Source organism: Chryseobacterium mulctrae (assembly GCF_006175945.1).
Taxonomy (GTDB): Bacteria; Bacteroidota; Bacteroidia; order Flavobacteriales; family Weeksellaceae; genus Chryseobacterium; species Chryseobacterium mulctrae.
Map to the genome: position 1 here is coordinate 4,433,681 of NZ_VAJL01000001.1, position 25,243 is coordinate 4,458,923.

Annotated in this window: 25 protein-coding genes and 1 riboswitch; of the genes, 9 read left to right on the forward strand and 16 right to left on the reverse strand. The window is 31.2% G+C overall.

Annotated elements, in window-relative coordinates; genetic code table 11:
* The first annotated feature begins 133 nt into the window (after window positions 1–133).
* Together FDY99_RS20655 and FDY99_RS20660 are read left to right on the forward strand one after the other, a co-directional pair.
* A complete protein-coding gene (locus FDY99_RS20655; protein WP_139423537.1) occupies window positions 134–886 on the forward strand; it encodes an SDR family oxidoreductase in 753 nt (250 codons plus the stop codon).
* Between the two features lie 10 nt (window positions 887–896).
* Window positions 897–1,157, forward strand: a complete 261-nt coding sequence (locus FDY99_RS20660) for a SemiSWEET transporter (protein WP_139423538.1) — start codon at window positions 897–899, stop codon at window positions 1,155–1,157.
* A 13-nt stretch (window positions 1,158–1,170) separates the two neighbouring features.
* Here FDY99_RS20660 and FDY99_RS20665 read toward each other — a convergent pair whose 3' ends face one another.
* Genes FDY99_RS20665 through FDY99_RS20680 form a run of 4 tightly spaced genes read right to left on the reverse strand, consistent with a single transcriptional unit; the run spans window position 1,171 to window position 6,332 of the window.
* On the reverse strand, window positions 1,171–2,145 hold the full coding sequence (locus tag FDY99_RS20665) for an FAD:protein FMN transferase (RefSeq protein WP_185148744.1): 975 nt from the start codon (window positions 2,143–2,145) through the stop codon (window positions 1,171–1,173).
* An 11-nt stretch (window positions 2,146–2,156) separates the two neighbouring features.
* The gene (locus FDY99_RS20670) at window positions 2,157–4,352 is read right to left on the reverse strand and encodes a PepSY domain-containing protein (RefSeq protein WP_139423540.1); all 2,196 of its coding nucleotides are present in this window, start codon (window positions 4,350–4,352) and stop codon (window positions 2,157–2,159) included.
* A 12-nt stretch (window positions 4,353–4,364) separates the two neighbouring features.
* Entirely contained in the window at window positions 4,365–4,847 is a 483-nt protein-coding gene (locus FDY99_RS20675; protein WP_066679959.1) for a DUF2271 domain-containing protein, read from the reverse strand.
* A 6-nt stretch (window positions 4,848–4,853) separates the two neighbouring features.
* Window positions 4,854–6,332, reverse strand: a complete 1,479-nt coding sequence (locus FDY99_RS20680) for an ankyrin repeat domain-containing protein (protein ID WP_139423541.1) — start codon at window positions 6,330–6,332, stop codon at window positions 4,854–4,856.
* Between the two features lie 354 nt (window positions 6,333–6,686).
* Between FDY99_RS20680 and FDY99_RS20685 the strand changes: the two genes are divergently transcribed.
* Complete coding sequence (locus tag FDY99_RS20685) at window positions 6,687–7,007, forward strand: hypothetical protein (protein WP_074228914.1); 321 nt, start codon at window positions 6,687–6,689, stop codon at window positions 7,005–7,007.
* A gap of 2 nt (window positions 7,008–7,009) precedes the next feature.
* On the opposite strand, the gene FDY99_RS20690 is transcribed toward FDY99_RS20685, so the two are convergent.
* Window positions 7,010–7,447 (reverse strand): hypothetical protein, encoded by a 438-nt coding sequence (locus tag FDY99_RS20690; protein WP_139423542.1) that lies wholly within the window; start codon window positions 7,445–7,447, stop codon window positions 7,010–7,012.
* Between the two features lie 197 nt (window positions 7,448–7,644).
* Here FDY99_RS20690 and FDY99_RS20695 point away from each other — a divergent pair, with 197 nt between their 5' ends.
* Entirely contained in the window at window positions 7,645–8,352 is a 708-nt protein-coding gene (locus FDY99_RS20695; protein ID WP_139423543.1) for a DUF421 domain-containing protein, read from the forward strand.
* A gap of 62 nt (window positions 8,353–8,414) precedes the next feature.
* Here the strand turns inward: FDY99_RS20695 and FDY99_RS20700 are convergent, their stop codons facing one another.
* From FDY99_RS20700 to FDY99_RS20740, 9 genes are all read right to left on the reverse strand, one after another.
* A complete protein-coding gene (locus FDY99_RS20700) occupies window positions 8,415–8,834 on the reverse strand; it encodes a hypothetical protein (protein ID WP_074228907.1) in 420 nt (139 codons plus the stop codon).
* Between the two features lie 119 nt (window positions 8,835–8,953).
* The gene (locus tag FDY99_RS20705) at window positions 8,954–10,243 is read right to left on the reverse strand and encodes a cryptochrome/photolyase family protein (RefSeq protein ID WP_139423544.1); all 1,290 of its coding nucleotides are present in this window, start codon (window positions 10,241–10,243) and stop codon (window positions 8,954–8,956) included.
* Entirely contained in the window at window positions 10,230–10,922 is a 693-nt protein-coding gene (locus FDY99_RS20710) for a lycopene cyclase domain-containing protein (RefSeq protein WP_139423545.1), read from the reverse strand. Before FDY99_RS20710 ends, FDY99_RS20705 begins: the two co-directional genes overlap by 14 nt.
* Complete coding sequence (locus tag FDY99_RS20715; protein WP_139423546.1) at window positions 10,923–11,381, reverse strand: sterol desaturase family protein; 459 nt, start codon at window positions 11,379–11,381, stop codon at window positions 10,923–10,925.
* Between the two features lies 1 nt (window position 11,382).
* Window positions 11,383–11,844, reverse strand: coding sequence for an SRPBCC family protein (locus FDY99_RS20720; RefSeq protein ID WP_139423547.1), 462 nt, complete (start codon window positions 11,842–11,844; stop codon window positions 11,383–11,385).
* A 17-nt stretch (window positions 11,845–11,861) separates the two neighbouring features.
* Entirely contained in the window at window positions 11,862–12,698 is an 837-nt protein-coding gene (locus FDY99_RS20725; protein WP_139423548.1) for a phytoene/squalene synthase family protein, read from the reverse strand.
* A gap of 9 nt (window positions 12,699–12,707) precedes the next feature.
* A complete protein-coding gene (locus FDY99_RS20730; RefSeq protein WP_185148745.1) occupies window positions 12,708–14,174 on the reverse strand; it encodes a phytoene desaturase family protein in 1,467 nt (488 codons plus the stop codon).
* A gap of 2 nt (window positions 14,175–14,176) precedes the next feature.
* Entirely contained in the window at window positions 14,177–14,848 is a 672-nt protein-coding gene (locus tag FDY99_RS20735; protein ID WP_139423549.1) for a MarR family winged helix-turn-helix transcriptional regulator, read from the reverse strand.
* 171 nt (window positions 14,849–15,019) lie between these two features.
* Window positions 15,020–16,432, reverse strand: a complete 1,413-nt coding sequence (locus FDY99_RS20740) for a helix-turn-helix domain-containing protein (protein WP_139423550.1) — start codon at window positions 16,430–16,432, stop codon at window positions 15,020–15,022.
* 257 nt (window positions 16,433–16,689) lie between these two features.
* On the opposite strand from FDY99_RS20740, the gene FDY99_RS20745 reads away from it, so the two are divergent.
* On the forward strand, window positions 16,690–18,498 hold the full coding sequence (locus FDY99_RS20745; protein WP_139423551.1) for a hypothetical protein: 1,809 nt from the start codon (window positions 16,690–16,692) through the stop codon (window positions 18,496–18,498).
* A gap of 48 nt (window positions 18,499–18,546) precedes the next feature.
* Here the strand turns inward: FDY99_RS20745 and FDY99_RS20750 are convergent, their stop codons facing one another.
* Complete coding sequence (locus FDY99_RS20750) at window positions 18,547–19,842, reverse strand: voltage-gated chloride channel family protein (protein WP_139423552.1); 1,296 nt, start codon at window positions 19,840–19,842, stop codon at window positions 18,547–18,549.
* 27 nt (window positions 19,843–19,869) lie between these two features.
* A riboswitch (Fluoride riboswitch) is annotated at window positions 19,870–19,935 on the reverse strand.
* Window positions 19,936–20,116: 181 nt separating this feature from the next.
* On the opposite strand from FDY99_RS20750, the gene FDY99_RS20755 reads away from it, so the two are divergent.
* Window positions 20,117–21,061: an aldo/keto reductase gene (locus tag FDY99_RS20755; protein ID WP_139423553.1), complete on the forward strand. Its 945-nt coding sequence runs from the start codon at window positions 20,117–20,119 to the stop codon at window positions 21,059–21,061.
* Window positions 21,062–21,127: 66 nt separating this feature from the next.
* On the opposite strand, the gene FDY99_RS20760 is transcribed toward FDY99_RS20755, so the two are convergent.
* Window positions 21,128–21,853: an MBL fold metallo-hydrolase gene (locus FDY99_RS20760; protein WP_139423554.1), complete on the reverse strand. Its 726-nt coding sequence runs from the start codon at window positions 21,851–21,853 to the stop codon at window positions 21,128–21,130.
* Window positions 21,854–22,494: 641 nt separating this feature from the next.
* On the opposite strand from FDY99_RS20760, the gene FDY99_RS20765 reads away from it, so the two are divergent.
* The 3 genes from FDY99_RS20765 (at window position 22,495) to FDY99_RS23460 (ending at window position 24,915) form a co-directional block, all read left to right on the forward strand.
* Window positions 22,495–23,118, forward strand: coding sequence for a TetR/AcrR family transcriptional regulator (locus tag FDY99_RS20765; RefSeq protein WP_074228886.1), 624 nt, complete (start codon window positions 22,495–22,497; stop codon window positions 23,116–23,118).
* A 91-nt stretch (window positions 23,119–23,209) separates the two neighbouring features.
* A complete protein-coding gene (gene dnaX / locus FDY99_RS20770; protein ID WP_139423555.1) occupies window positions 23,210–24,295 on the forward strand; it encodes a DNA polymerase III subunit gamma/tau in 1,086 nt (361 codons plus the stop codon).
* Window positions 24,296–24,369: 74 nt separating this feature from the next.
* The gene (locus tag FDY99_RS23460) at window positions 24,370–24,915 is read left to right on the forward strand and encodes a hypothetical protein (RefSeq protein ID WP_228448881.1); all 546 of its coding nucleotides are present in this window, start codon (window positions 24,370–24,372) and stop codon (window positions 24,913–24,915) included.
* Window positions 24,916–25,243: the final 328 nt, after the last annotated feature.

Consider the following 25,243-nt stretch of genomic DNA (forward strand, 5'->3'; position numbering starts at 1 on the left):
ATACCACATCTGTCATTTTGTTGTTGTTTTTTATCATAAAAGCATACAATTTGCTCTATGCAATTTAAAGAAATAAAGATTCAGTATATTATTTTATGCTGAATTTTTATTTTAAACCATAATCACAAAATATATGAATAGATTACAACTTAATGGTAAAACAGCTTTAATTACTGGAGCCGACAGCGGAATAGGAAAATCAGCAGCTTTACTTTTTGCAGAAGAAGGTGCCAATATTGCGATTATTTTTCATTCGGATATTGAAGATGCCGAAAAGACAAAAAGTGAAATCGAATATTTAGGACGCCAATGCTTGATTTTTAAAGGAGATATAAATGATAGTAGCTTTTGTCAAAAGACAACAGAAGAAGTGATCGACAAATGGGGAAGTATTGATATCTTGGTAAATAACGCAGGAATTCAGTTTCCAAGTGATGATATTGCCAAGCTAAAAGAAGAAGATATTCGTACTACTTTTAATTCAAACATCATCGGAATGATTCTTCTTACAAAAGCGGTTTTTCCTTATTTAAAAGAAGGAAGCTCTATCATTAATACAACTTCTGCAGTAGCTTACCAAGGTCATGAAGAACTACTGGATTATGCAGCAACTAAAGGAGCGATTGTTTCTTTTACAAGATCTTTAGCTTTACAGGCAAAACCGAAAGGAATAAGAGTAAATGCAGTTGCTCCGGGACCTGTTGAAACACCGCTTACAGAAGAAACTTTTAACGAAAAAGAGGAAGATGAGAATAAACCACCCTTGCAGAGAAATGCAAGTACTGAAGAAATTGCACCGTCTTATCTTTTTTTGGCAACCTCCGCTTCAGCACAAATGACAGGACAGGTTTTGCATCCCAATGGTGGAATTATTGTTAACGGATAATTTAGAAAAAATGAATGTAGAAATTTTAGGATTAATTGCTGGTGCTTTAACTGCTATTGCATCAATGCCGCAACTCATCAAAGTAATCAAAACAAAAAATGTAGAAGATATTTCCTGGTTGATGCTTGTGATTCTGATTTCCGGACTTTCACTTTGGGTTTGGTATGGTTTTGAACAGGATGAATTGCCTATTATTTTATCAAATTCATTTGCCGTTTTGGTAAACCTGACCTTATTAATCTGTTATTTTATTTTTAAAGATAAAAATTGATATAAATAGATATTTAATTATTCAAATTTTTAATAATTTTCCCTGAATCAGTAATCAACAAATACTGATATTCAGGGAATTTTTTGATTAGCTTCAAACCTTCCTTTTTTCCTAAAACCATTATTGAAGTACTGAAACCATTTGCCATTGTTGCATTAGGTCCTACAACAGTAACGCTGGTTAATCCGGTTGAAGGATAACCTGTTTTGGGATTCATAATGTGAGAATATCTTTTGCCGTGAATTTCTGCATATTTCTCATAACTTCCCGAAGTGGTCACTGCATTTTCTTTTAAATAAAGAACTGCAGCAATTTTATCGTCTTTAAAAGGATTATTAATTCCAATTGCCCAAGGTTTTCCATCGGGTTGAGTTCCCCAAGTTGAAATGTCACCTGAAGCATTGATAATTCCTGCTTTTACTCCAAAACTTTTTATCAATTCTCTGGTTTTATCAGCTGCATAACCTTTTCCTATCGATCCGAAACCAATCTTCATTCCTTTGTTTTTCAAAAAAATAGTAGAATTGGTTTTATCTAAAATAATATTTTGATAGCCTACATTTTTTACAGAATTTTTTATAGATTCTTCAGAAGGTAATTCGTTCATAGAATCATCAAACTTCCAGATTTTATCCATTGCAACGATGCTGATGTCGAAAGCTCCGTCAGTTAAATTAGAAAAATAAATTCCTTTTTCTGTTAAAGCAAAAACTTCGGGATCAACTTTCACAGGCTTTATTCCTGCATTTCTGTTAACTTCCGAGATCTGAGTTTCCGGTTTCCATTCTGAAATTAAATTTTCAATTCTCCGGATTTCATCTATAGATTTATCAATGTTTTTTTCTGCCAAAAGAGAATCTTTATCTACCAAAGTAATTTCAAATTTACTTCCCATTAAAGTAACCAATCTGCTTCTTTCAACTTGAGCAAACATTGATGTTGACGATAGTATTAAAAATAAATAAGAGAAATTTTTTAGGCTTTTCATGTGCTTTAACATTAATAACAGTCGGTTAAAATTTGTCCGTTTGCTTTATAAATTTCGTAATCTTTATTTTTCAGGGCATACAACCTTCTTAAAGTATCTTCCACATCATGCTGCATTTTTAGTGCACCACAAATCATGATGAAACCTCCGTTTTCTAATGAATTGATAAACAATTCGGCATCTCTTTCAACCAAATCCATTACATATTGAGAATTTTCTTCTCTAGAAAATGCCAAATTAAAAGACATTAATTTTCCTTTTTTGATATTTTCATGAGCAAAATATTCGTAATTAACAGTCAATTCATTTGATTTTCTGAAACCACAATACAAATGAGTTTTTGTTTTTCCGGTTTGCTCCTCAATCATTCCTAAAAATGGTGCAATTCCGGTTCCATTTGCGATCATCATTACTTCAGAAGCCTTTTTAGGAAAATGGAATTCTGAATTTTTAATAATTCTTGCTTTTATTTCCTGATTTTCTTTTAAACTATGCAAAAATCCTGATCCAAGACCATTTTCATGAAGTTTTACAACCAATTGGATCGCTCCATTCACCTTTCCGATAGAATAGAATCTTTCTTTATGATCATTTTCAGGATAAATGGCAAGCAAATCTCCGGATTTAAATTTTACTAATGAATTTGGTTTTAAAATCACTTTAAAAGTTGTCACTTCATCAACGATTTCACTTTTACCAACAACTTTCATTTTCTTTAAAGAAGGAACTTTTTCGCTGTATAAAGATGGTGCAGTTGCCAAAGGAATCATGGTTTCATAGCTCCATTTCTTCGCCCATTCTGCAAATTCTGCCGTTGATTTATCGTTGACTGTAAAAAGTTCAAGCTGAGATTCTGCCCAGTTTTGTTGGGATAATAATTGGTCAACTTCAATTGCAAAACCACAAAAATCTTCGTAAGATTTTGATCCAAAACCAACTACAGAATATTTAATCTTTTGATTCTGAGAAATTTCTTTTAAAAGCTTTTTAAAGTTGGAAGCATTGGTTGGAGCTTCACCTAAACCATAGGTTGAAGTAAAAATTATAAATTGCTCTACTTTAGGATATAATTTGTATTGATTAAGCTCTGTAATGAATGATTTTTTTCCGTCGGATAAAAGTTGAGAATGAATTTTATTGGCAAAACCTAAAGTTGAACCGTTTTCTGAACCTACAAAAATCACAATTTCTGCATTTTCAGCTTTGTACTTATTCTTGATTTTATTTCTGGTTCGCTTAAAAGTAATGACGAAACCTGAATAAATAAACATCAAGATTCCAATGGAAGAAAGTCCTAAAACGATCGACCAAAGAACGCTTCCACGACCTGTATGAAAGGTTAAACTTAGGTTTTCATAAATAAGAGTGAGTGGATATTTTTCCTCCTTTACAATTTCACCATTGATTTGGTTGACGGTAATCTCTCTGTCTTTTAGTTTTAAAACAAAAAATTCTTCAGCATCATCTTCAATAAAAGGAAATTCTATTTTTTTTACTTTACTGAGTTTTGTTTCCTTAAAAATAGGGAAGTCTGCTAACTTTATCTGAGTTTCAGAATTAGTAACTTTATGAGCAATCTTTTCATTTTTTCCTTTTGGTATCAATTCAAACCGATGCAGGAAAAGATAAGTTCCTGTTACAGAAACTACTAAAATTGGAATTAATAAAATTCTTCCAGAAACGACATGCAAATATTGCGAGAAAAAGTCTTTTTTGATATTGTCGAAAAAATGTCTGATTCCATTTTGCCTTTTAATAATCAAAATCAGCCCTGAAATACTTATGATCATTAATAAAAAAGAAACAACTCCAACCGTAAATCTTCCAGTTTCTTTTAAAAATAAAGATCGGTGCAGCGAAGTTATCCAATTGATAAATTTACTTTTCTCAACAGGTTTTCCTAAGATTTTTCCGGTTTTTGGGTCGATGTATGCTTTGATGTTTTCACCATTATCGTCTAAACCTTCCAAGGTTACAAACTGATTGTGATCAACACTAATCTCCGTAATTTCCGGAAAAACCTTGCGCAGTTCCGGTAAAGACTGGGCAAGGTTTATGTTACTGAAATCGTCAACTCGATAAGGCTGAACTTTTTCCTGTGCAGCATCGTAAGCTAAAATAATTCCTGTGGTAGAGGCTACGATTAAAAACAGGAATGTAAGTATTGCTAAAGTTAAATGGGCATACCTCCAAATCGATAAGGTCATTTTTGGATTTTTTTATAACTTATTAAGTTTTACATATCGAATGTAACCTTTTCCTTCTGTTTTTGCTGTAATACCTTCAGTTGTAAAAGGTAGCTCTACATCTGAAACGTTGTATTTTTTATCTTCAACAGCCGTTTCAAAACGTACTTTGTAACCTTTGTTCAGATATTTGTCTTCAATAGAAAATGTAGAAATACTTCTGTCTCCATCGGCTACAGAAGCTCCTGTGATTGCATTTAATTTCACAGGTTTTTTACTCTGAAATTTATGCCATTCTTTTAATGTATCATGCCATTTTGTATCAGGACCCATCACATAAAGTGTTTTTTCATATACACCTTTTGGATTAATTAAAGAAACTACAACATAAGCACCTTCACCGCCATAACTGGTCAACTGAAGCATACATTTATATTTTGAAGCCTGTGCATTGGCAAAACCTGCACAAAATAAGGTCATTAAAATTCCTAAAGCCTGAATTTTAAAATATTTCATATTATTTTATTTTAAAAAGTCGATTGATACGTTATTATTTTTTAAGCTTTCATTTTCTGAAGCAAGATCATAAGCAGTTTCGTCAAATTCTGTTTTGATGGTCTTATTGGCACCCAAAGAAACCAGATATTTCAAAATTGTGTCATCTTTTGCTACCAAAGCTGCTTTTTGAAGAGCAGTCATACTTTCTTTGTTAACAGAATTTACATCAATTTTTAGATCGCTCAATTTTTTCAGAAGATCAAGATCATTTTTTGCAATCGCTAGATGAAGTAATGTATTACCATCTTTTTGTGAAGCAGTAACATTTACATTATTCGATTGAAGAATATTTAATTTTTCTGAAAATTCATCAGGACCTCTTTGTGGACCAGGTCTGTAAGACTGAATTAAATAATAAGCTAAATTATTTCCTTTAGCATCAACAATTTTTGCGTCTGCTTTATTAGAAATTAAAAATTTTACAATCTCTGCAGAACCACTTTGGATAGCCTGGGTTAAGGCAGATTCTCCATTAGAATTTACAGCATTGATGTTTTTGGTTTTTGCTGCAATTGCTTTTACATTTTCAAGATCTCTTCCTCCTGAAGCAGTAATTAATGCATTATTTCCTTCACTGTCGGTTTTATTGGCATCAACTCCTTTGCTGATTAGATAATCGATGATTTCTTTCTGATTATTTTTTCTTGCAATAATCTGTAAAGCGTTTGCTCCGTTTGCATTGGTTGCAGAAGGATTTAACTTTACTTCATCAATTAAATACTGATAAACAGGAAGTGTATTTGTAACAGCTCTTGTTCCTGCTGCTGCATTGACCAAAGCTTTATCTGAAGCTTTAACTCCTTGGTTTTTTAATGATTTTAAAAGCTCGATATTTCCGAAACTCGCCGCATAATCAAAAGCAGTTGCTCCGGTGTCATCTACATCCTTTATAGAAAGACCTTTTGAAGTGAAAAGTTTTTGTAAAGAACCATCTTTATCGTTTCCAATCGCCAAAAGTAAAATATTGGCTCCGTTTTTATATTTGTGTTTCGGATTTACACCAGCTTTGAAGAATGTTTCGTAGACTTTTGGATCATTTAAACCAAACATTGCAGCAAAAGCAAGAGGCGTTAAACCTTTTGTATCTAATTTATTAACATCAGAACCTTTAGAAATAAAATATTCAATGATTTCAGGATTTCCAGCCATTGCAGCCCAGTGAAGATAAATTCTACCATCATGAGTAAGCTTGCCTACTGCATTTCCTCTTTGCTCTAAAAGAAATTTTACAGTTTCCAGAGGAGCTTTATTGGTAAGGGCAAGAGAAACAGGATCGAAAGTACTTCCATTAAATTCAGAGGCACTGTTTCCATTGGATATTTCTTGCTTTACTTTTTCTACATTAGGTTTAGATTTCCAAAAATCTGCCTGTAATAAAGTGTTTTTTTGAGCACTGATTATTACAGAAAATAATAATAGAGCAGAATACAATATCTTTTTCATTGTTATTTTTATTTATTCTAAATACTGAACGCAAAATTAGTGTTTCCTATCGAGGTTGAAAAGGAAAAAATACAGAAATTTGAGCCTTAATTATTGATTAATATCATTAAATGAATAAAACCAGCAAGCCTTAAAATAGTTTATGCGTTAGGTCATAAAAAATTATAGCGAAAGTTTATAATTTTGAATGTATAGATAGTATCAATCCAATTTTATTTGTCTATGTTTATAACTCAAGTTTTTTAAGACTGTCAATATTTTTTTGACAGTCTTTTTATTTTTAATAATGATTCGCAGATACCACAAATTTTATGGTTGGCAATAATTTTGTTTTAACTGAAGAAATATTAGTTTATGAAAAATTCAGTGAAAATTGCCTTAGGTATTGTTGCCGGTGGAGTTTTAGTCTTTTTAAATCAAAAAAGAAAAGGAAGAAACAATAAAAATCACACATTTACGGCTCCAGATGGAAATCAGTACAAAGAAAATCAAATGTACCGAACTGCTGAAGGAGAAGTTTTTAAAAACGGAAAAAAGATTCGTCTCGAAACTCCGGAAAATATCCTTTCAACTCATAATCATGTAGATGCGAGTTTTAATAATCAACATCTGAATGATCATTACAATTCAAATCAGCAGGTTTCTTATCATCAAAAAGGAACTAGACATCGTTAAATTTAGCAATCATTGGCGCTGTAATTGGCTTTTTCCAATTCGTCTTCCATTTTTTCAATTTCAGCTTTAGATTGTTTTATCTTTTTTAAATTGACTTTAAGCTGTTTTTTTCCATCAGGAGAAATCCACAGTCCTTGAAGAATTTCTGAATTACGCTTCAGAAGCATAATTCCTGTATTATATTGCTCAACAAAAGTATATTGTTGAGCTTTTTCAGAAAAAGTAGTATCTAAAAGAATCCAGTTCGCAGTTTTGTTATCGGTGTATTTATAAATTCCGGAAGCAATAATACTCGGACAGCCTGTTTCTTCAATTTTCAGGTAAAATAAAATATTTATTTTTCCGTCGATGGTTCCAGTATATTTTTCTTGCTTAAGAATTTGCTGAGCATTGATTGCTAAAGATGAAAACAATAAAAGTAGAGTAGTGATAATTTTCATTTTATTCTTTTTTAAATAAAACCTTAATTTTTATCTGTATAATTAATACACTTAAATGTGATTTTTCAAAGGTAATTATTTTTTATAAATCAATTACCAAATATTTGTCGATGAAATGTAGGTTTATGTTGCAGATTCAAATTAAAAAAAGGTAGCTTTATTGGCTTATTTTTTGAATCTTCAAATAAAATGACATCATGTTTTTAGCAACTCTTTTAAACTTTACCTGGAAAGAATTATTCTTGGGAACCGAAGATTGGGGATTTCTCCTGGAAATTGTACTTCGTACGATCATTATGTTTCTTACCATCATTATAAGTCTTCGGATTTTAGGAAAAAGAGGGGTGAAGCAACTTTCAATCTTCGAGTTGGTTGTGATTATCGGATTAGGTTCTGCAGCCGGAGATCCTATGTTTTATAAAGAAGTGGGAATAGTCTCGTCCATGCTTGTTTTTTTGGTCATCATTATTTTATATTCTTCTATTACAGCATTGATAGGAAGATTCAAAAAATTAGAAAACTTATTTGAAGGAAAAGCAATATGTCTTATTGAGCACGGAGTTTTTGCCATCGACAATTTTAAGAAAGAAAATTTAGGAAGTGATGAGTTTTTTGCAGAATTAAGGGTGAAAGGTATTTCTCATTTAGGTCAGATTGAGTTTGCTATTGAAGAAGTTTCCGGAGAAATAAGTGTTTTCTTTAATGAAGATAAAGAGGTAAAATACGGACTTCCGATCATGCTGAATTCTTTGGATCATCCAATAAAATATATTAAAAAAGAAGGACATTATTCTTGCACATTTTGCGGTTTTACAGAAAAAAAAGAAGAAGGGAATGCGGGAAGCTGTAAAAATTGTGGCAAAGAAAATTGGGTTGAAGCAAGCAATAAAATAAGAGTGACATAAAAAAGTCCCCAACCTAAGTCAGGGATAATAATATAAAAATATGAAGTTTAATCGCTTCGTTTTTAAATGGCTGCTTTATGAAAAGAGCTTTTAAGAAAAACTGTCGTTTCTTTCCCAAAGAGACATGAAAAAATATTTTGGAATTCGTGAATGTATTTACATTTTATCGTATTCCCATAAATTTTTAAACCTTCAAAAATCTTTTTTGAATTTAAATCAATATCATACTTGATAAAAGATTCTGGTCTTTCATAGCGAATAATTTGTTGGTCTGAAGCGTAGGTTTTCAAAAAACCAAATTTCTCTAGCCAGTCTTCTGTAATCTGAATAGGGCTTATTTTTTCTGCCGGTACAGAAATAGCATGACTTTCATTTTCAATCTTAACAAAATAATCCTTTTCATTCTGGAAAATCTCTGTTATCGTAAAAATCTCTTTTTGATATTCAACAAGATTTTTAATTTTTAAATCTGTAACTTTCATATTATTAGATGGTGTGATATTTATTATGTTAAATAGTAATTACAAATACTATGCCTCACATTATGTATGTGGTATCTAATTGATATGAATTTTGAAATTTTTCGTTTTGAAAATAAAAATTATCCTTTTACCCCTTTTTTATAAACCTCCAAAGCTCTGTTTCGGGCAAAAGAATGTTCAATGATAGGCGTTTTTACAGCGTGTTTCTCAGGATTCCACTGATTGATGTATTTTAAATCTTTATCAAATTTTTTAGCTTGTTCACTCGGATTAAATATTCTGAAATATGGCGCAGCATCACAACCACAACCTGCAGCCCATTGCCAGTTTCCGTTGTTGGAAGAAAGCTCATAATCTAGAAGTTTTTCGGCAAAATAAGCTTCGCCCCATTTCCAATCGATGAGAAGATGTTTGGTAAGAAAACTTGCGACAACCATTCTTACCCGATTATGCATAAATCCTGTCTCATTGAGTTGTCGCATTCCTGCATCTACAATTGGATAACCTGTTTTCCCTTCACACCAGAGTTTAAATTCGTCTTCATTATTTCGCCAGTGAATGTTTTCATATTTTTCCTTAAAACATTTTGTGACAACTTTTGGAAAATGATACAGAATCTGCATAAAAAATTCTCTCCAGATTAATTCATTCAGCCAGGTTTCGTTATGTTCTGAAGCATATTTTACACATTTTCTGATAGAAATTGTTCCAAAACGCAAAGCAATTCCCAATCGTGTCGTTTGATCTAAAGCCGGAAAATCTCTGTTTTTGTCATAAGTTTCTATCACATTTTTATCTATAACAGGTTCAACGAAAACCATGTCTGTTTTTTCAAAACCAATTTCTTTCAAAGTATGAATGTCTTTAGTTTTAAATGCATAAAAATTTTTAATGTTAGTTTTTGCTAAATGAATTTCTGTTTGATGAAATTTTTCTTTCCATTTTTTTGAAAACGGCGTGTAAACTGTGTAAGGTAAACCATCGTTTTTTACAATTTCATTTTTTTCAAAGATGACCTGATCTTTAAAACCTTTAAATTCAACGTTATTTTTTTGTAAGAAATCATAGATTTCTTTGTCGCGCTTTATTGCTTGTGGTTCATAATCCCGATTACAGAAAACAGTTTCAACATCAAATTCGTTGATGATTTCTTTAAAAATTTCTAGTGGTTTACCGAGATAAGTTTTAATTCCTGATTGGTGTTTTTTTAATTCTTCATTAATTCCTTCTAAAGCCTGATGAATATAATCAACTCTTCGGTCTGATTTATTTTCAAGCTGATCTAAAATTTCGGTATCAAATATAAAAATTGGAAGTACTTTCTGGTCAGATTGTAATGCAGCATTGAGAGCAGTATTATCGGAAAGCCTCAAATCTCTGCGAAACCAGAATATATTAATTTTGTTCATCTTTTTTAAATTTATGAAAAAAGAAAAGATTCCACAGAATCATTTCGTAGCCATAGACTGTATCTTCAATAGGAATCGTTAAAATTCTGAAACCTATAAAATCTTTTGGATTGTAATTAACAATGGGAGAATCGAGTCCGGTTCCGGTGAGAATTCCATTAACGGCCAAAAATCCGGGCATTAAAACCAGATAAATAAAAGAAGCCTTACCAATCCATTTTACTTTTAAAACAAAATAGAGCACCATTAAAGTGATTGCTGTGGTAAGAAAAGTAACCAAAGAGTAAATTTTATCTTTAAATAAAATTGCTAAAATAATACAAGCAATAATTGAAATAAGCACAAAAACCTTTTCAACAGATGGTTTCCAGTCTAGTTTAAAGAATTTATCTAAACAGAAATACGTAAATACGCATGAAAATGGAATGCAGATAAAAAACAATAATTCCTCAATCGGAAGTCCGAAAAGTCGTTTGCCAATTAAATATTTATCATTAAACCACCAAACTCCATTTGCCGTGAACCAAACATCCCATGCAATAAAAAATAGAGCAACAATAATTGAGGAAAGCAAAAAAGCTTTAAAATGTCTGTGAAATTTAATTTTCGGATGAAAAGAAAATATAAAACAGATAATTATTGTGAAAAAATTAATCGCTAAATACGTGTATTGCAACATTTACGCTTTATTTTTATTAAAAAACATTTTAAAATACTTCACAGGAACCCATAGAAAACCGAAACATTCGCCATGCTCTTTTCCTATATGTTTATGATGCTGTTTGTGACCTCTTCGAATGGCCAGTAAGTAAGGATTTTTTGTATTCTTTAAAATCTTGAAACGCTGATGAATAAAGATGTCGTGTACGAAAAAATAAGCCATTCCGTAAATTGTTATTCCAAGAGAAATATAGAAATAAATATTAAAATTATTAATCGTTCCGTAATACATTAATGCAATGGTTGGAATAGCGAAAATGGCGAAGAAATAATCATTTTTTTCCATATGTCCTTCGTTGCTGTGATCGTGATGATCGCGGTGAAGAGTCCACAAAAAACCATGCATAATATATTTGTGAACTAACCAGGTAATTCCTTCCATCGTAAAAAATGTAGCTACAACAATTAAAAAATTCATGCTATTTTTTATTAAATGTTTCTTCTAAAATTTTAAATCGGTAATCGAAAATATGTTCCAACTTTTTCTTTACCATTACGCTGTGTGCAATTTCTCCTAAAAATCCAAAAGATAATTCATAACTTACTGTATCTATCATCAAAATACCTTTATCATTAAGAATAAACTCATGAAAATGATTCCATAGTTTGAAAGGACCTTTTTTCTGAAAATCGGTGAAGCTTTTCTCAAAGTTAACTTCCGTAATTTCGGTTTGCCAGTTTAGTTTAATTCCAAAAAGAGGTGAAACATAATAATCGATCAACATTCCTTTATAGATTTCATCATCAGAAAGCTGTGTTCTTACCACAAAATTCATGTCTTTTGGGGTAATTTCTGAAAGATTATTTGCCGAAGAGAAAAATTTCCAGGCAGTTTTTATATCGCAGTTAAGTTGTTGTTGACGCTTAAGCTGGTGTACCATTTTTTTTAATTTATATTTTATAGAAAAGACATTTTGTATTGCACATAGCTGCTCATCATTAAAGAAAATTTTCTACCGTTTGATATTCTGATTCTTTGGTTGATAATCTTATTGGCAGAGGTTTTTTTTATTTTTGTGAAAAGAGAAGTATAATATCGATAAGCCAGATAAACTCCAAACCTTGATGAATTGGGAAGTTTTTTGATCCCTTCTAAAGCTTCCTTAAACTCATCATAAATTTCTTTTTCAATTTGAGACTTTACAACATTATCAAAGTAAGAAATATCAACATTAGGGAAATAAGTACGTCCCAAAATCTGATAATCATCTTTCATGTCACGAAGAAAATTCACTTTCTGAAAAGCTGAACCCAATTTCATCGCAGAAGGTTTCAGTTGATTGTATTTTTCTTTATTTCCGTCTACAAAAATATGAAGACACATTAAGCCGACAACTTCTGCAGAACCGAGAATATATTCTTTATAAAGCTCAGAATCATAATCGATTTTCTGCAAATCCATTTCCATACTTTTAAGAAACTGATTAATTAGTTGCACATCGATCTCATATCGGTGAATCGTCTCCTGAAACGCCTGCAAGATCGGGTTTAAAGAAATTTTTTCTTCTAAAGCCTGATTGGTTTGCTCACGAAATCTAGCCAAAAGAGTAGTACGGTCAAAACCATGAAAGCTGTCGACAATTTCATCAGCCAATCTTACATATCCGTAGATGGCATAAATAGAATTTCTGATCTTGGGTGAAAGCGCCAAAATTCCCAAAGAAAAACTCGTGCTGTATTGTTTTGTTGTCTGTTTGCTGATCTTATAAGAAAGTTCATCGAAAAGTTTTTTCATATTCTGTGGTTATTTAGTGGCTTCGGTTGCGGCTATTTTTCCGGATATAATCGAAGGTGGAACTCCCGGTCCGGGAACGGTGAGTTGTCCTGTATAAAAAAGATTTTTTACTTTTTTGTTTCTCAGTGAAGGTTTGAGAACTGCAGTCTGATTCAGCGTGTTAGCCAAACCATAAGCATTTCCTTGGTATGCATTGTAATCGTTTTTGAAATCATTAATGCAATAGCTTTTTTTATAATCGATTTTTGATAAAAGATTTGATAATTTGGTGTGTTTTTCAAGCCTTTCAATCATTTCAAGAAAATATTTTTCTCTGATTTCTTCTTTATCTTCAATTCCTATTGCAATTGGCATTAAAAGAAATACATTTTCGCAATTTTCAGGAGCTACATTTTTATCTGTTTTTGATGGACAGCAAGCATAAAATAAAGGTTTTGTCGGCCATTTTTTATCTTCGTAAATTTCAGAAGTATGAAGTTCCAGATCATTTTCAAAAAATAAAGTATGATGTTTCAGATTTTGAATTTTTTCTTTAAATCCTAAATAATAAATCAAGCAAGAAGGTGCGAAAGTTTTCTTTTTCCAATAATCTTCGTTGTAATTTTGATATTCTTTCTGAAGCAAATTCTGTTCTGTGTGATGATAATCAGAAGAAGCAATTACACTATCAAACTCAATTTCTGAACCGTTGACAATGATTGATTGTGCTTTACCATCTTTAATTTTAATTTCTTCAACATTTGAATTTAAATGAAACTGAACGTCTTGTTCTTTGGCAATTTCAGACATAGCTTCAATCACTTTATAAAAACCTCCCATCGGATACCATGTTCCCAATTTGTAACCACCATAATTCATCAGGCTGTACAAAGCCGGAATATCTTTTGGAGCAGCTCCGAGAAAAATAACAGGAAATTCCATTAGCATGATCAGTTTTGGATGTGAGAAATATTTTCTTACAAAACGGTGAAAATTGGATAATAAATCAAGCTTTAAAGCACTTTTTGCAATCTTTGGAGAAACAAATTCAAACCATGAATGACAAGGTTTTGTCACGAAATCTTTCATTCCGACTTCGTATTTGTACTTTGCGTCTTCCATGAACTCGTCAAGCTTTTTTGCTGCTCCTTTTTCGATATTTTCAAAAACATCTCGCATTTCAGAATAATCTTTCGGAACAGCCATAATTCCGTCAGAAAAAACCATTTCAAATTGAGGGTTTAAAGAAACCAATTCGTAATAGTCGGAAGTTTTTTTATTAAATGCATTGAAAAAATCTTCAATAATATCGGGCATCCAATACCAACTTGGTCCCATATCAAAAACATAACCATTATCGGTGGTAAATTGTCTGGCTCTTCCTCCCAAACTGCTGTTTTTTTCAAAAATGTGAACTTCATGACCAGCTTGTGCAGCATAAGCTGCAGCAGATAATCCTGAAAATCCCGAACCGATAACTGCTATTTTTTTAATCATAATTAATTATCATTAAATGAATATTCTTTAAAGACCGTATCTAATAAATTTGTACTGTCAATATTTCTGCCAAAAATAGGATTATGAAAGTGGTCAAGCTTATTTAATAGCTCAATCAAGATGTATTTTTCATCTTTTGTAAGATTTCCACTGACGATTTTGGTCGCATTTCTGATATTAGTCATTTGCTTTTCCAGTGTTTCAATACCCTTTTCAGTAATAGTCAATACTTTCGATCTTTTATCCGTTTTAGAATCAGATTGTTCTACCCAATTTTGTTTAATCAGTCTGTTAATAATCAAGTTTCCCACCGGTTTGTCCTGAATATTTTTCTTAATCAGTTCAGTTTTGGTCATATTACCAAAAGATTTTAGAGTGATCAGGTAGATAAACTCTTCTTGTGTAGAAAATTCTGAACCGGCAATTGCAGACTTTGAATAAGTCTTTGCGTATCTGTTCAAATGAACAAGTAGTGTACTAATAACGCTTTCCGGGCTTCTTCCGTTTTCTTTTCCTTCCCAAACAATATTTTTTTGAGTAGGTGTTTTCTTATTTTCTTGATGCTGAACCCAGGTTTTAAATCCTTCAATATCAGAAGTATATTGTGAATTTGTATTTTCAGAATCAAATTGTTCAAGCAACTGAATTACATCTTTTGCTAAATTATAATTCATAATTAAATCATTTATAGTAAACAAATATACTTAATTTGTTTTAAATAATATATTTATATGCTTTTTTTAATTTTGAATAAAAAATAAGACTTTGAAAAACCAAAGCCTTATTCTTCTGAAATTAATTACTTTTTTACAAGTTATTTCATAAGTAGTAGAGGAGAGATGAAATTAAATTTGATCAATCCATTGATAAATGTCGACATTCTGAGGTATATCTAATTTTTTTCTAATTCGATACTTTTTATTCTGAACCGTTCTGGTTTCTATAAAACTTATTCTAGCGATATCTTTGGTTGAAAGCTTCATTTTTAACAGGGCGCAAAACTCAATTTCTGATTGTTGCAAATCGGGATTCTTACTGAGAAGTTGATTAGAAAACTCAGGATAGACTTTTTCAAAAGTAAATAAAAAAGCAGGATCCTTTTTCTCTAAAAGCTCCATAAGATGATGATAGGTTTCCCTGCGGTCAATTTCCGGTCTAACTTCTGGCTCGACTTTACTTTTCTTTCTTTTAAACGTTAAAAAAGCACCGCAAACGATCGCGGAAATCGCTGGGATAATCCAATACCATATAGGATTTTGAGCGTTTTCCTGTTCTTTTTTATCCTTACTGATTACTTCCTGTAAAGAATTGTATTTGCTTTTGAGAGATTTTAGCTCATATTGCTCAATTCTATTGCTGTAAAAATTAGCACTGTCTTTATTATTCAGAATATCGTAAATATCTTTTAATGAATGATAAATCTGGTTGTTATTAAGTTCTGTTCCGTTTTTGTTGCTTATAAATAATGCTTTATGAAAGTTTTTTATAGAATTTTTGTAATCTTTTTTGTCTTTATATACTTTTCCAATTACAGAATAATTATCAATCATCGATTTGTCATCGATTACATCCGAAGGTTTAATTAAAATTGATTTTTTGGCGTAATGATAAGCCGAATCTGAATTAATCTGAATGTAAATATTTGCCAAATTCGCATAATTCAAATATTGAAAATTGTCTTGTTCGTTTTTATCCTTCAGCATTTTTCCACTTTCAATTTCTTCGTAAATCTTTTTTAAAGCTTCTTTTGGCTGATTTTTATCTAAATAAACATTGGCAAAACTATTCAGAACATTCGATTTTGCATAAAATATTTTTTTACTGTTTGATTCATCTTTTTGAAGAATCTGATAGGCAGAATTTAGATATGAAATTGCTTTATCAGGAAATTTATTGATAGAATATATTTCGGCGATATAAATATTAGACATCGCTTCAAAATAAATGTCTTTATATAAACTCGATTTTTTTCGAAGATTCTCACTGGTGATAATCAGGCTGTCCATCATATTTTTACTATAAAAATACCTGCATTTTCTGTCGAGAATTTTCATTTCAGAAATAGAGTCTTTCAGAATGATAGACTGCTTCAAGAGTCCGTTTAGTTCTTTATAAGCTTCGTCAATATTATTTTTATAGAGTTTAGAATTGTTGGAGATTTTGGTTTTCAGTTGTGAGGCAGTGAGATGATTCTGTGCTGCTGTCAGAAAACTTATAAGTAGAATGTTGAATAAGAGTATTTTTCTAAACACAAACATTGTAAATAAATAGATATTTAGAGAATTGAAAGTGTAAATTTAATAAAAATAGAATGGAAATTGTATCAAATTAATATGATTTTTACCTTTAAAATTAAAAATAAGTAATGGGTAGGATTGTAATTATGACATCATTAAAAATGATTTGTTATTTTTTGCATAGCTTATCTTAATTCTATACTTTTGTAAAGAATACAGGTTTTCAGATCATTATCACTTTCATAAAACATGAAAGTAAAATATTATTGTTTAAAATAATGATTAATAAGCCTTTACACAGTTTTCATATTCCCGTTATGGGATTATCTTACACCATAGATAGCCCGATTCGTGTCGCGCAATACGGAATTTCTTCAGTTATATCAATCATCGATGACGAAATTGTAGAGAAAATGAAAAATTTCTACAGCAAAAAATTCAATCTTAATTATTTTGGAATTTCTTCAAAAACCGAAGATTACAGAGCCAAAAGGATTACAGATTATCTCGACATGATGGATGATATCGTCACAGAGAAGTTTGAATCTTTTAAAGAAGAAATTTCTAAAAATACAGATGCTCTGAAGAACTTCATGGCGATGCTTCCAAATACTTCCGAATTAAAAGATGGGCTACAGAATATTCTGAACCAAGGAGATTCCATAGCTTTAAATATTAAAAATTTTATAGAAAAAAATCTTGTTCCGGGAAATATTGATGTTAATATTATGACGAAGGTTGATAAAGACAATTATCGTAATAATGAACAGCTTCCTGTTATTTTCAATGATGCACATGCTTCTCTTCGTGGGTTCGCTCAAAGTAAAATCTCGTCATCAATGGTGCTTTCTGCAGGGATGAATCCTCGTTTATACAGTTATATTGAAGAGTTTGAAGATTTCTTTCCGGATGCTAATAATTTCATAAAAAAGAAAATTATTCTTAAAGTAAGTGATTTCCGTTCTGCGATGATTCAGGGGAATTTTTTGGCTAAAAAAGGACTTTGGGTTTCAGAATATAGAGTTGAATCCGGACTTAATTGTGGTGGTCATGCTTTTGCTACGGAAGGTTTGTTATTGGGTCCGATCATGGAAGAATTTAGATTGAAAAAAAATGAATTGATTTCTTCGGCACATTCTCTTATGATTAAAGCTTTAGAGCAAAAAGAGAAATACGTTCCGACGGAACCTTTAGAGATGAAAATTACAGTTCAGGGTGGAGTAGGAACTTCTGAAGAACATGATTTTCTTCTTGAAAATTATAAAGTTGACAGTATAGGTTGGGGTTCGCCATTTTTATTGGTTCCTGAAGCGACATCAGTAGATATTGAAACACGAGATCTTTTGGTTAAATCTAAACAGAATGATTATTATCTGAGCAATATTTCTCCTTTGGGAGTTCCGTTTAATACAGTAAAAGGAACATCAAATGAAATTTTGAAACATCATAAAGAAGCTAAAAATAAATTTGGAAGTTCGTGTCCTAAAAAATTACTGGCGTTAAGCAAAGAATACTCTCCACAAGGAATTTGTACGGCTTCAAAAAAATATCAGGATATCAAACTGAAAGATCTTGCAACTGTAAAAGATGAAATTACTCAGAAGCAATTTGAATCTGAAAAAAAGAAAATTACAGATAAAGCCTGTCTTTGTGTAGGTTTGGTCAACTCGGCATATTTGGAACAGGGAATTGAAATAAAAGGAGAAAAACAAGGAGTTGTTATTTGTCCGGGACCGAATTTGGCGTATTTTGATAAAGAGGTTTCTCTTTCAGAAATGATTCAGCATATTTATGGAAATGGAAATATTCTTCCTGAAATCGAGCGACCGAATATGTTTATTAATGAACTGAAAATGTATGTGAATCATTTAAAGAATGAAATTTCAGATTTTTCAGGAGAATTGACTAATTCTCAAATAAAAAAATGGAAAACTTTTAAATCTAATCTTTTTGAAGGGATTGATTATTATAAAGAACTTTTTGAGAAAACTTCTTTCTTTTTAATGCAAAAAAATCAGATCAAGGATCAATTAGAAGGTTTTGAGATGAACTTACACAAAATTGCAATCCCGGAATTGCAAAAATAAAACTTCAATCTAAGACCGAAGCTTAAAAATTTTGGTCTTAGATTTATTTTAAAGATATTCCTCCTTTTTCCAATATCTTTTGTGCTTAGACTTGTCAATAATTTGACTTTTATAAATACTGTTTTGTCCGGAAAATAAATAAGAAACAACACACGCAATGATCACATAAACTCCGCATTCTATTCCAAATAATTCAAAAGCCATTACGCTGCACGCAATCGGTGTATTGGTTGCTCCTGCAAAGACTGCCACAAAACCCATTCCCGCCAAAAGTGCTAAAGGTAAAGGGATAAAATATCCTAAAGCATTTCCTAAAGTTGCACCAATAAAAAATAACGGAGTCACTTCACCACCTTTAAAGCCCGAAGCCAAAGTAATAATCGTAATAATCGCTTTTAAAGCAAAATCATAAGCAGGAAGCTGTTGCGAAAAAGAATCTAAAATTGTAGGGATTCCTAAACCAAGATATTTTGTGGTTCCCATTAACCAGACTGATAGTAAAATAATAACTCCTCCAATCAACGGGCGAAGTGGCGGATAAGAAATTTTAGATTTAAAAAAATCTCCTGTTTTATGGATGGTTTTACTGAAAAAAGCGGCACAAATACCAAAGGAAATACCGGCAATAAGAGCATATAAAATATTCAACAATGAAATTTCAGGCACGAAATTGATGAGGTATTCAGTATGATGAGTGTTTAATAATTTTGTAACTAAATCTGCAATAATTGATGCGGAAATTGCGGGAAATAAAGCTTTGTATTTTATTCTTCCAGTAAGAGAAACTTCCAGTCCGAAAATCGCTCCGGCTATTGGAGTTCCGAAAACAGAACCAAATCCTGCTGCAATCGCAGAAATAATTAAAATTTTCCTATCATCAGCTGAAAGTCTTAACGGTTTTGAAAACTGATCGGCAATTGATGCTGCCATTTGCAAAGCCGTTCCTTCACGACCTGCAGAACCTCCAAAAAAATGAGTAATTATTGTTCCAAAATAGACCAATGGAGCCATCTTAAAAGGAATTGTCTTTTTGGGCTCATGAATGGTTTCTAATAATAAATTGTTTCCGGCTTCAACATCTTTTCCGAAATAGTAATATAATAAACCAACTAAAAATCCAGCTAAAGGTAAAAAAACAATAATCCAAAGATGATTTTCTCTGAATTGGGTTGCCCATTCTAAAGTTTGTAAGAAAAAAGCGGACGCGCATCCGATAAATACTCCAATAATTGCAGTAATGAAAAGCCATTTCACTACAAAAAATACAGAAGGATATTTTCTGAAAAATAATTGAATTAAAACACTGAGAATTTTAAAAACCGATCTTTTATTTTTTTTAAACATAATAACCTGATTAAATGGTAAAAATTCAACTAATCAGGCGCCATCAGCTTTTTAATGCGGTTGGGTAAGGAAGACACCATTTCCTTTATTTCGAAAGAACAAATTTAAGATAAATATCTTATTCGTAAATAATTTGACCTCAAGATTTGATTTAAAACTTTTTCAATCGAAATTTTCTATTGGCTACATTTTTATTAAAACTAAATTCCAGAGCTGTTTTCCAAAGGTTGTTTCATAAATTAGCTCTACTTTTTAAATAATATAAAATCTGTTTATGGAAAAGATGAAAATAAAAAATACGGATCTTTTAATAGCACCGATAAATTTTGGAGGAAATGTTTTTGGTTGGACTTTAGATGAGAAAAAATCGTTTGATATTTTAGATCAGTTTACAGCAGGAGGTTTCAATTTTATTGATACAGCCGATACGTATTCTTGGTGGGTAAATGGAAAAGGCGGTCAGTCGGAAGAAATTATCGGAAAATGGATGAAAGAAAGAAACAACCGAAATGATTTGGTGATCGCAACGAAAGTAGGCTCAGAAACAAAAGAGCATGGTTTCGACATCAGCAAAAAACATATTTTAAAATCGGTTGACGAATCTCTTGCTAGACTTCAAACCGATCGTATAGATCTTTATTACACGCATTTTGATGACCAGAAAACTCCGGTTGAAGAAACTTTAGAGGCGTATGATGAAATTATTAAAGCCGGAAAAGTAAGATATATTGCGGCATCAAACCTTTCACCAGAAAGATTAAAAGAATCTTTTGAAGTTGCCGAAAAAAACAATCTTCCGAAATATGTTGCATTACAGCCGCATTATAATCTATTGGAAAGAGAAAAATTTGAATCTCAATATGCAAATTTGGTGAAAGAATATGATTTGAGTGTATTTACCTATTGGTCTTTGGCTGCAGGTTTTCTTACCGGAAAATATCGTAATGAAGATGATTTAAAGAAAAGTGCAAGAGGAGAGGGTGTCAGAAAATATTTGGATGAGAAAGGTCTTAATGTTTTAAAAGCTTTGGATGAAATAAGTGCGAGATTAGAAACAACTCAGGCTTCTGTTGCTTTAGCCTGGCTTTTAGCAAATCCTTTGGTGACCGCTCCAATTGTAAGCGCAACCAGTGAGTCTCAACTGAAAACTTTGTTTGCAGCGCCTGAACTCAAGTTAAGTTCTGAAGATGTTGAGCTTCTAAATAAAGTAAGTCAATAAATTAAAAATTTGAAATAAAAGACTCCTGTAAATCTATTTTGCAGGAGTTTTTTTATATGTGGAAATTTAGAACTGTAAAATACTTTTTTTAAGATCGTGATAAAGAAGAACTTTCCATTTATTTTCAATAGCTTCTTTTTGCCATTCTAAACGAAGTTGCATGGCTTTTTTACCATTGAAATCACTTTTGTAAGCGACATGATATTTTAAATAAGACTCTTGTGGAAGATCATCGGCGCCATAAAATGCCGTTTCATTATTCTCGATAATTTTGAAAATCTGCATGAAAGGACTGTGACCACCAACAACTTCGTAATAAATTTCATCATTAATTTTTCCCTGATCATCATTCATCCAAATAATATTGGGTTGTTGAATGAGCGCTTCTAAAATTTCAAAATCAAACGATGGATTTCCTCGGCTTTCAAAAGCAAAATCAAGTTCTCTTTTTTGAATATAAATTTCAGCATTCGGAAAATTAGATTCAAATCCATAATCTGTTTTCACTAAAGTTCCATTGATGTGATCTTTATGCAAATGTGAAAGCAAAACCTTTGTGATTTGACTGGTCTGAATATTTTCTTCTTTTAAAATTTCATTGATAATCAGCTTTTCTTCTTTGTTTTTCCAGCCCAAACCTGTATCGATAAGAATATAATCATTTTTGGTAATGATTAAAAAAGGTTGAATAGACATTCGAACTCCTTTAGCTTCCGGATTTTCTTCAAGAATTTTAAAATTTTTGGATTTATCGGCAATGAAATTACCTTCTTTTATAGGAATGATTTTCATTTAAGTATAATTATACCCTTGTTTTTTTTGAATAAAAGTTAGAATAGAACTGCAAAGATACATCTGTAATATGGATGAAAATAAAATTTTGCTACAAAAAATAAAACTGATGAATAAAAATTATTTTAAAAACAAGGATGGCATCAAACATGCAACAGTACGGAGAAAGCAGTGAAAAAAAATAATAAAATCTTTTATGAATTATTAATTTAATATTGAAAAAAATTGTAATTTTAATTAAGAATGGTGAATTATTTTAATTCATGATATCATTTATCATATAATAGCTTTATTGTGATTGTTGTTTTTAAATGCATTTATTTTTAATTATATTTTATGCATAATTTATTTTGTGTAAATATTTTGTATTTTTTTATGATAAATAATTGATTTGTATGTAGTATTTTTGCACTCTTTATTTGAAAAAAAATTAAAGAATAAAATAAATTGTTTCCTTTTTTTACATTGCGAAAACCGGATGATGAAAAAAATCGTAGTTAATAAAAATATATCTCATACAATTCTCACTCAAGAGATGTATATTTGTGAATAGACTTGATAAATCTTTTATAAATAAAACATTAGATATTGTGTAAGATTTTTAAATATTAAATAATTGCTTTTAGCAAAAAATAGAAACGATGCCCAGAAAAGTTGTACAAGGTCCTATTAGAGACAAAGAAAAAACAAAACAAAAACTACTGAATGCAGTAGGAAAGATTTTGAAAACGAAAGGATATTCAGGATTAATGGTAAGCAAGATTGCTGCTGTTGCCGGTTTTGACAAAAAACTGATCTATGAATATTTCGGAAGTACAGACAAATTAATTGATGAATACATCAGATCTCAGGATTACTGGAGTAAATTTGAGTTAGGAGAAGACGTCGATTTGTCTGATGGAGGAAGAGAAATGTCTAAATTGGCAATTCTTAACCAGTTTGAAAACCTGAAGAAAAATAAAGAGCTTCAAAAGATTTTAGTTTGGGAAATGTCTGAAAGCAGACCTATTCTTAAAAAACTTTTGGATCAGAGAGAAGAAGTAGGTGAAGAACTTTTCAAGAATATTACAGATCCTCATTTCGGTGATAAAGCAGAAGAATACAGAGCGATTACTGCAATTTTGGTAGCCGGAATTTACCATTTGAATCTTTATACCGGTCACAACGGAGTTACTTTCTGCGGAATAGAGATGAAAACTGAGGAAGGAAGAAAGAAAATTGAAAAAGCATTGGTAGACATTATTGACTTCGCTTACAATAAATAATAATAATTTGTTGCCCAAATGTAAAGCGTAGTTTTCTAAAATTTGAAAGCTAAAATTTTCAAATTAAAACTATATTTCTTACTTTTGGGCAATGGAAAATTTTATCGTATCTGCAAGAAAATACCGTCCTCAACAGTTTGATACCGTTGTTGGGCAATCTCATATTACAGATACTTTAGAACACGCCATTGAAGAAAACCAGTTGGCGCAGGCATTATTGTTTTGCGGACCGCGTGGTGTTGGTAAAACTACTTGCGCCAGAATTCTGGCAAGAAAAATCAACGAAAAAGACGGATCTGTCTCTGAAGATGGTTTTGCTTATAATATTTATGAGCTCGATGCAGCATCCAATAACTCTGTTGATGATATTCGTGAGCTGATTGATCAGGTGCGTTTTGCACCTCAGGTTGGTCAGTACAAAGTGTATATCATTGATGAGGTTCACATGTTGTCTTCTGCTGCATTTAATGCTTTTCTTAAGACTTTAGAAGAGCCTCCTGCTCATGCTATTTTTATCTTGGCGACAACCGAAAAGCATAAAATTATTCCAACAATTTTATCGCGTTGTCAGATTTATGATTTCAAGAGAATCACAATTCTTGATATTCAGAGTCATTTAAGAGGGATTGCAGAAAAAGAAAATGTAAAGTATGAAGACGATGCATTGTATTTGATTGCTCAAAAAGCAGACGGTGCATTAAGAGATGCGCTTTCAATTTTTGATAGGCTTTCTACATTTTCTCAAAAAAATATTACTCTTGCAAAGGCAGCTGAAGTTCTCAATATTTTAGATTACGATCAATATCTGAAAATTGTTGATCTGGCTAAAGAAAATAAAATTCCGGAAATTCTTTTTGCTTTTAATGAAATTGTAAAAAAAGGTTTTGATCCGCATCTATTTATTGCCGGACTTGGAAATCATTTCCGCGATTTGATGATGGCTCAAAATTCTTCAACAATAGATTTAATTGAAGTAGGAGAGCAGACTAAAGTAAAATTTGTTGAGCAGGGACAAAAATGGAGTCCTCAAAATCTCATCGACGGAATTGAAATCTGTAATCACGCAGATATCAATTATAAGAATTCAAAAAATCCTAGACTTACCGTAGAAATTGCTTTGATGCAATTATCGTCTCTTTCAGCCGCTGGCGAAATAGCTAAAAAAAAAAGTTCTTAATACTGGCTCCGTTTCTTAACGAGAAACAGGAAATAAAATTACCGACTCAAGTTCAGGAAAAGAAAGTAGAAGAAGTGAAAGTTCAGGCTAAAACAACTGAGCCCGAACAAATTTCACAACCTGTTACTAAGCCTTTAAAGTCTTTATCAAAACCAAATATTTCTTCTGGATTTAGCATTAATTCTTTTTTAAATAAAGAAGAAAAAGCTGATGAAAAAGAAAAACCTGCAATTGTAAATACAGGAAGTCTTCCGGAGCATCATTTCACAGATACGGATATTCAGACAGAATGGACGATACTTTTAAAAACCCTTCGCTCTAAAGATCCTGTAGTTTTTAATGCTATTAAAGCTTTTAAACTTGCGAAAATTAACGAAAAAACCATTGAAATTTCTTACCCATCAGATTCTGCCAAAGGGGAGTTTGACAAAATAAGCATTGAGTTTTTTAATCATTTTAAACATAAAGTAAATAATCACTCCATCGTTTTCGAATTTAAAAAAGATCATGAGAATTTAAAGATAGAAATCATGACAACTAAGAAAATCTTTGAGAAATTTGTGGAAATGAATCCTTTATTAAAGGATTTAGATGATTTAATGAAGTTTGATTTGTCATAATTTTTTATATATTTGCTAAATATTTACAAAACAAAAGATAAATTATAGTATAAAAGTGGAACATTCTAAAATTCCATATACTTCTGATTTTGCTACAAAAATCAATACTATAGCTGCTTATTTCTTAAGCAGCTATCTTTCTTTTGACGCTTTTTATTATAGAAATTTTAGAAGTTATTATCGATTTTATTGGTATAGCTAATTTAATTTCTTTCTTAAAAAAATATAAGGACTCACTTTTAGATTACTGATTTCACAACAATTTTTGAACGACATTTTTTTGAAAGAATTATAAATAAACTTTATAATAGATATACTATTGACTCTA

What these genes read in the sequence shown, in the direction of transcription:
- FDY99_RS20655 (WP_139423537.1), top strand. Translation starts at nt 134, where the DNA reads ATGAATAGATTACAACTTAATGGTAAAACAGCTTTAATTACTGGAGCC.
- FDY99_RS20660 (WP_139423538.1), top strand. Translation starts at nt 897, where the DNA reads ATGAATGTAGAAATTTTAGGATTAATTGCTGGTGCTTTAACTGCTATT.
- FDY99_RS20665 (WP_185148744.1), bottom strand. Translation starts at nt 2,145, where the DNA reads ATGAAAAGCCTAAAAAATTTCTCTTATTTATTTTTAATACTATCGTCA.
- FDY99_RS20670 (WP_139423540.1), bottom strand. Translation starts at nt 4,352, where the DNA reads ATGACCTTATCGATTTGGAGGTATGCCCATTTAACTTTAGCAATACTT.
- FDY99_RS20675 (WP_066679959.1), bottom strand. Translation starts at nt 4,847, where the DNA reads ATGAAATATTTTAAAATTCAGGCTTTAGGAATTTTAATGACCTTATTT.
- FDY99_RS20680 (WP_139423541.1), bottom strand. Translation starts at nt 6,332, where the DNA reads ATGAAAAAGATATTGTATTCTGCTCTATTATTATTTTCTGTAATAATC.
- FDY99_RS20685 (WP_074228914.1), top strand. Translation starts at nt 6,687, where the DNA reads ATGAAAAATTCAGTGAAAATTGCCTTAGGTATTGTTGCCGGTGGAGTT.
- FDY99_RS20690 (WP_139423542.1), bottom strand. Translation starts at nt 7,447, where the DNA reads ATGAAAATTATCACTACTCTACTTTTATTGTTTTCATCTTTAGCAATC.
- FDY99_RS20695 (WP_139423543.1), top strand. Translation starts at nt 7,645, where the DNA reads ATGTTTTTAGCAACTCTTTTAAACTTTACCTGGAAAGAATTATTCTTG.
- FDY99_RS20700 (WP_074228907.1), bottom strand. Translation starts at nt 8,834, where the DNA reads ATGAAAGTTACAGATTTAAAAATTAAAAATCTTGTTGAATATCAAAAA.
- FDY99_RS20705 (WP_139423544.1), bottom strand. Translation starts at nt 10,243, where the DNA reads ATGAACAAAATTAATATATTCTGGTTTCGCAGAGATTTGAGGCTTTCC.
- FDY99_RS20710 (WP_139423545.1), bottom strand. Translation starts at nt 10,922, where the DNA reads ATGTTGCAATACACGTATTTAGCGATTAATTTTTTCACAATAATTATC.
- FDY99_RS20715 (WP_139423546.1), bottom strand. Translation starts at nt 11,381, where the DNA reads ATGAATTTTTTAATTGTTGTAGCTACATTTTTTACGATGGAAGGAATT.
- FDY99_RS20720 (WP_139423547.1), bottom strand. Translation starts at nt 11,844, where the DNA reads ATGGTACACCAGCTTAAGCGTCAACAACAACTTAACTGCGATATAAAA.
- FDY99_RS20725 (WP_139423548.1), bottom strand. Translation starts at nt 12,698, where the DNA reads ATGAAAAAACTTTTCGATGAACTTTCTTATAAGATCAGCAAACAGACA.
- FDY99_RS20730 (WP_185148745.1), bottom strand. Translation starts at nt 14,174, where the DNA reads ATGATTAAAAAAATAGCAGTTATCGGTTCGGGATTTTCAGGATTATCT.
- FDY99_RS20735 (WP_139423549.1), bottom strand. Translation starts at nt 14,848, where the DNA reads ATGAATTATAATTTAGCAAAAGATGTAATTCAGTTGCTTGAACAATTT.
- FDY99_RS20740 (WP_139423550.1), bottom strand. Translation starts at nt 16,432, where the DNA reads ATGTTTGTGTTTAGAAAAATACTCTTATTCAACATTCTACTTATAAGT.
- FDY99_RS20745 (WP_139423551.1), top strand. Translation starts at nt 16,690, where the DNA reads ATGATTAATAAGCCTTTACACAGTTTTCATATTCCCGTTATGGGATTA.
- FDY99_RS20750 (WP_139423552.1), bottom strand. Translation starts at nt 19,842, where the DNA reads ATGTTTAAAAAAAATAAAAGATCGGTTTTTAAAATTCTCAGTGTTTTA.
- FDY99_RS20755 (WP_139423553.1), top strand. Translation starts at nt 20,117, where the DNA reads ATGGAAAAGATGAAAATAAAAAATACGGATCTTTTAATAGCACCGATA.
- FDY99_RS20760 (WP_139423554.1), bottom strand. Translation starts at nt 21,853, where the DNA reads ATGAAAATCATTCCTATAAAAGAAGGTAATTTCATTGCCGATAAATCC.
- FDY99_RS20765 (WP_074228886.1), top strand. Translation starts at nt 22,495, where the DNA reads ATGCCCAGAAAAGTTGTACAAGGTCCTATTAGAGACAAAGAAAAAACA.
- dnaX (WP_139423555.1), top strand. Translation starts at nt 23,210, where the DNA reads ATGGAAAATTTTATCGTATCTGCAAGAAAATACCGTCCTCAACAGTTT.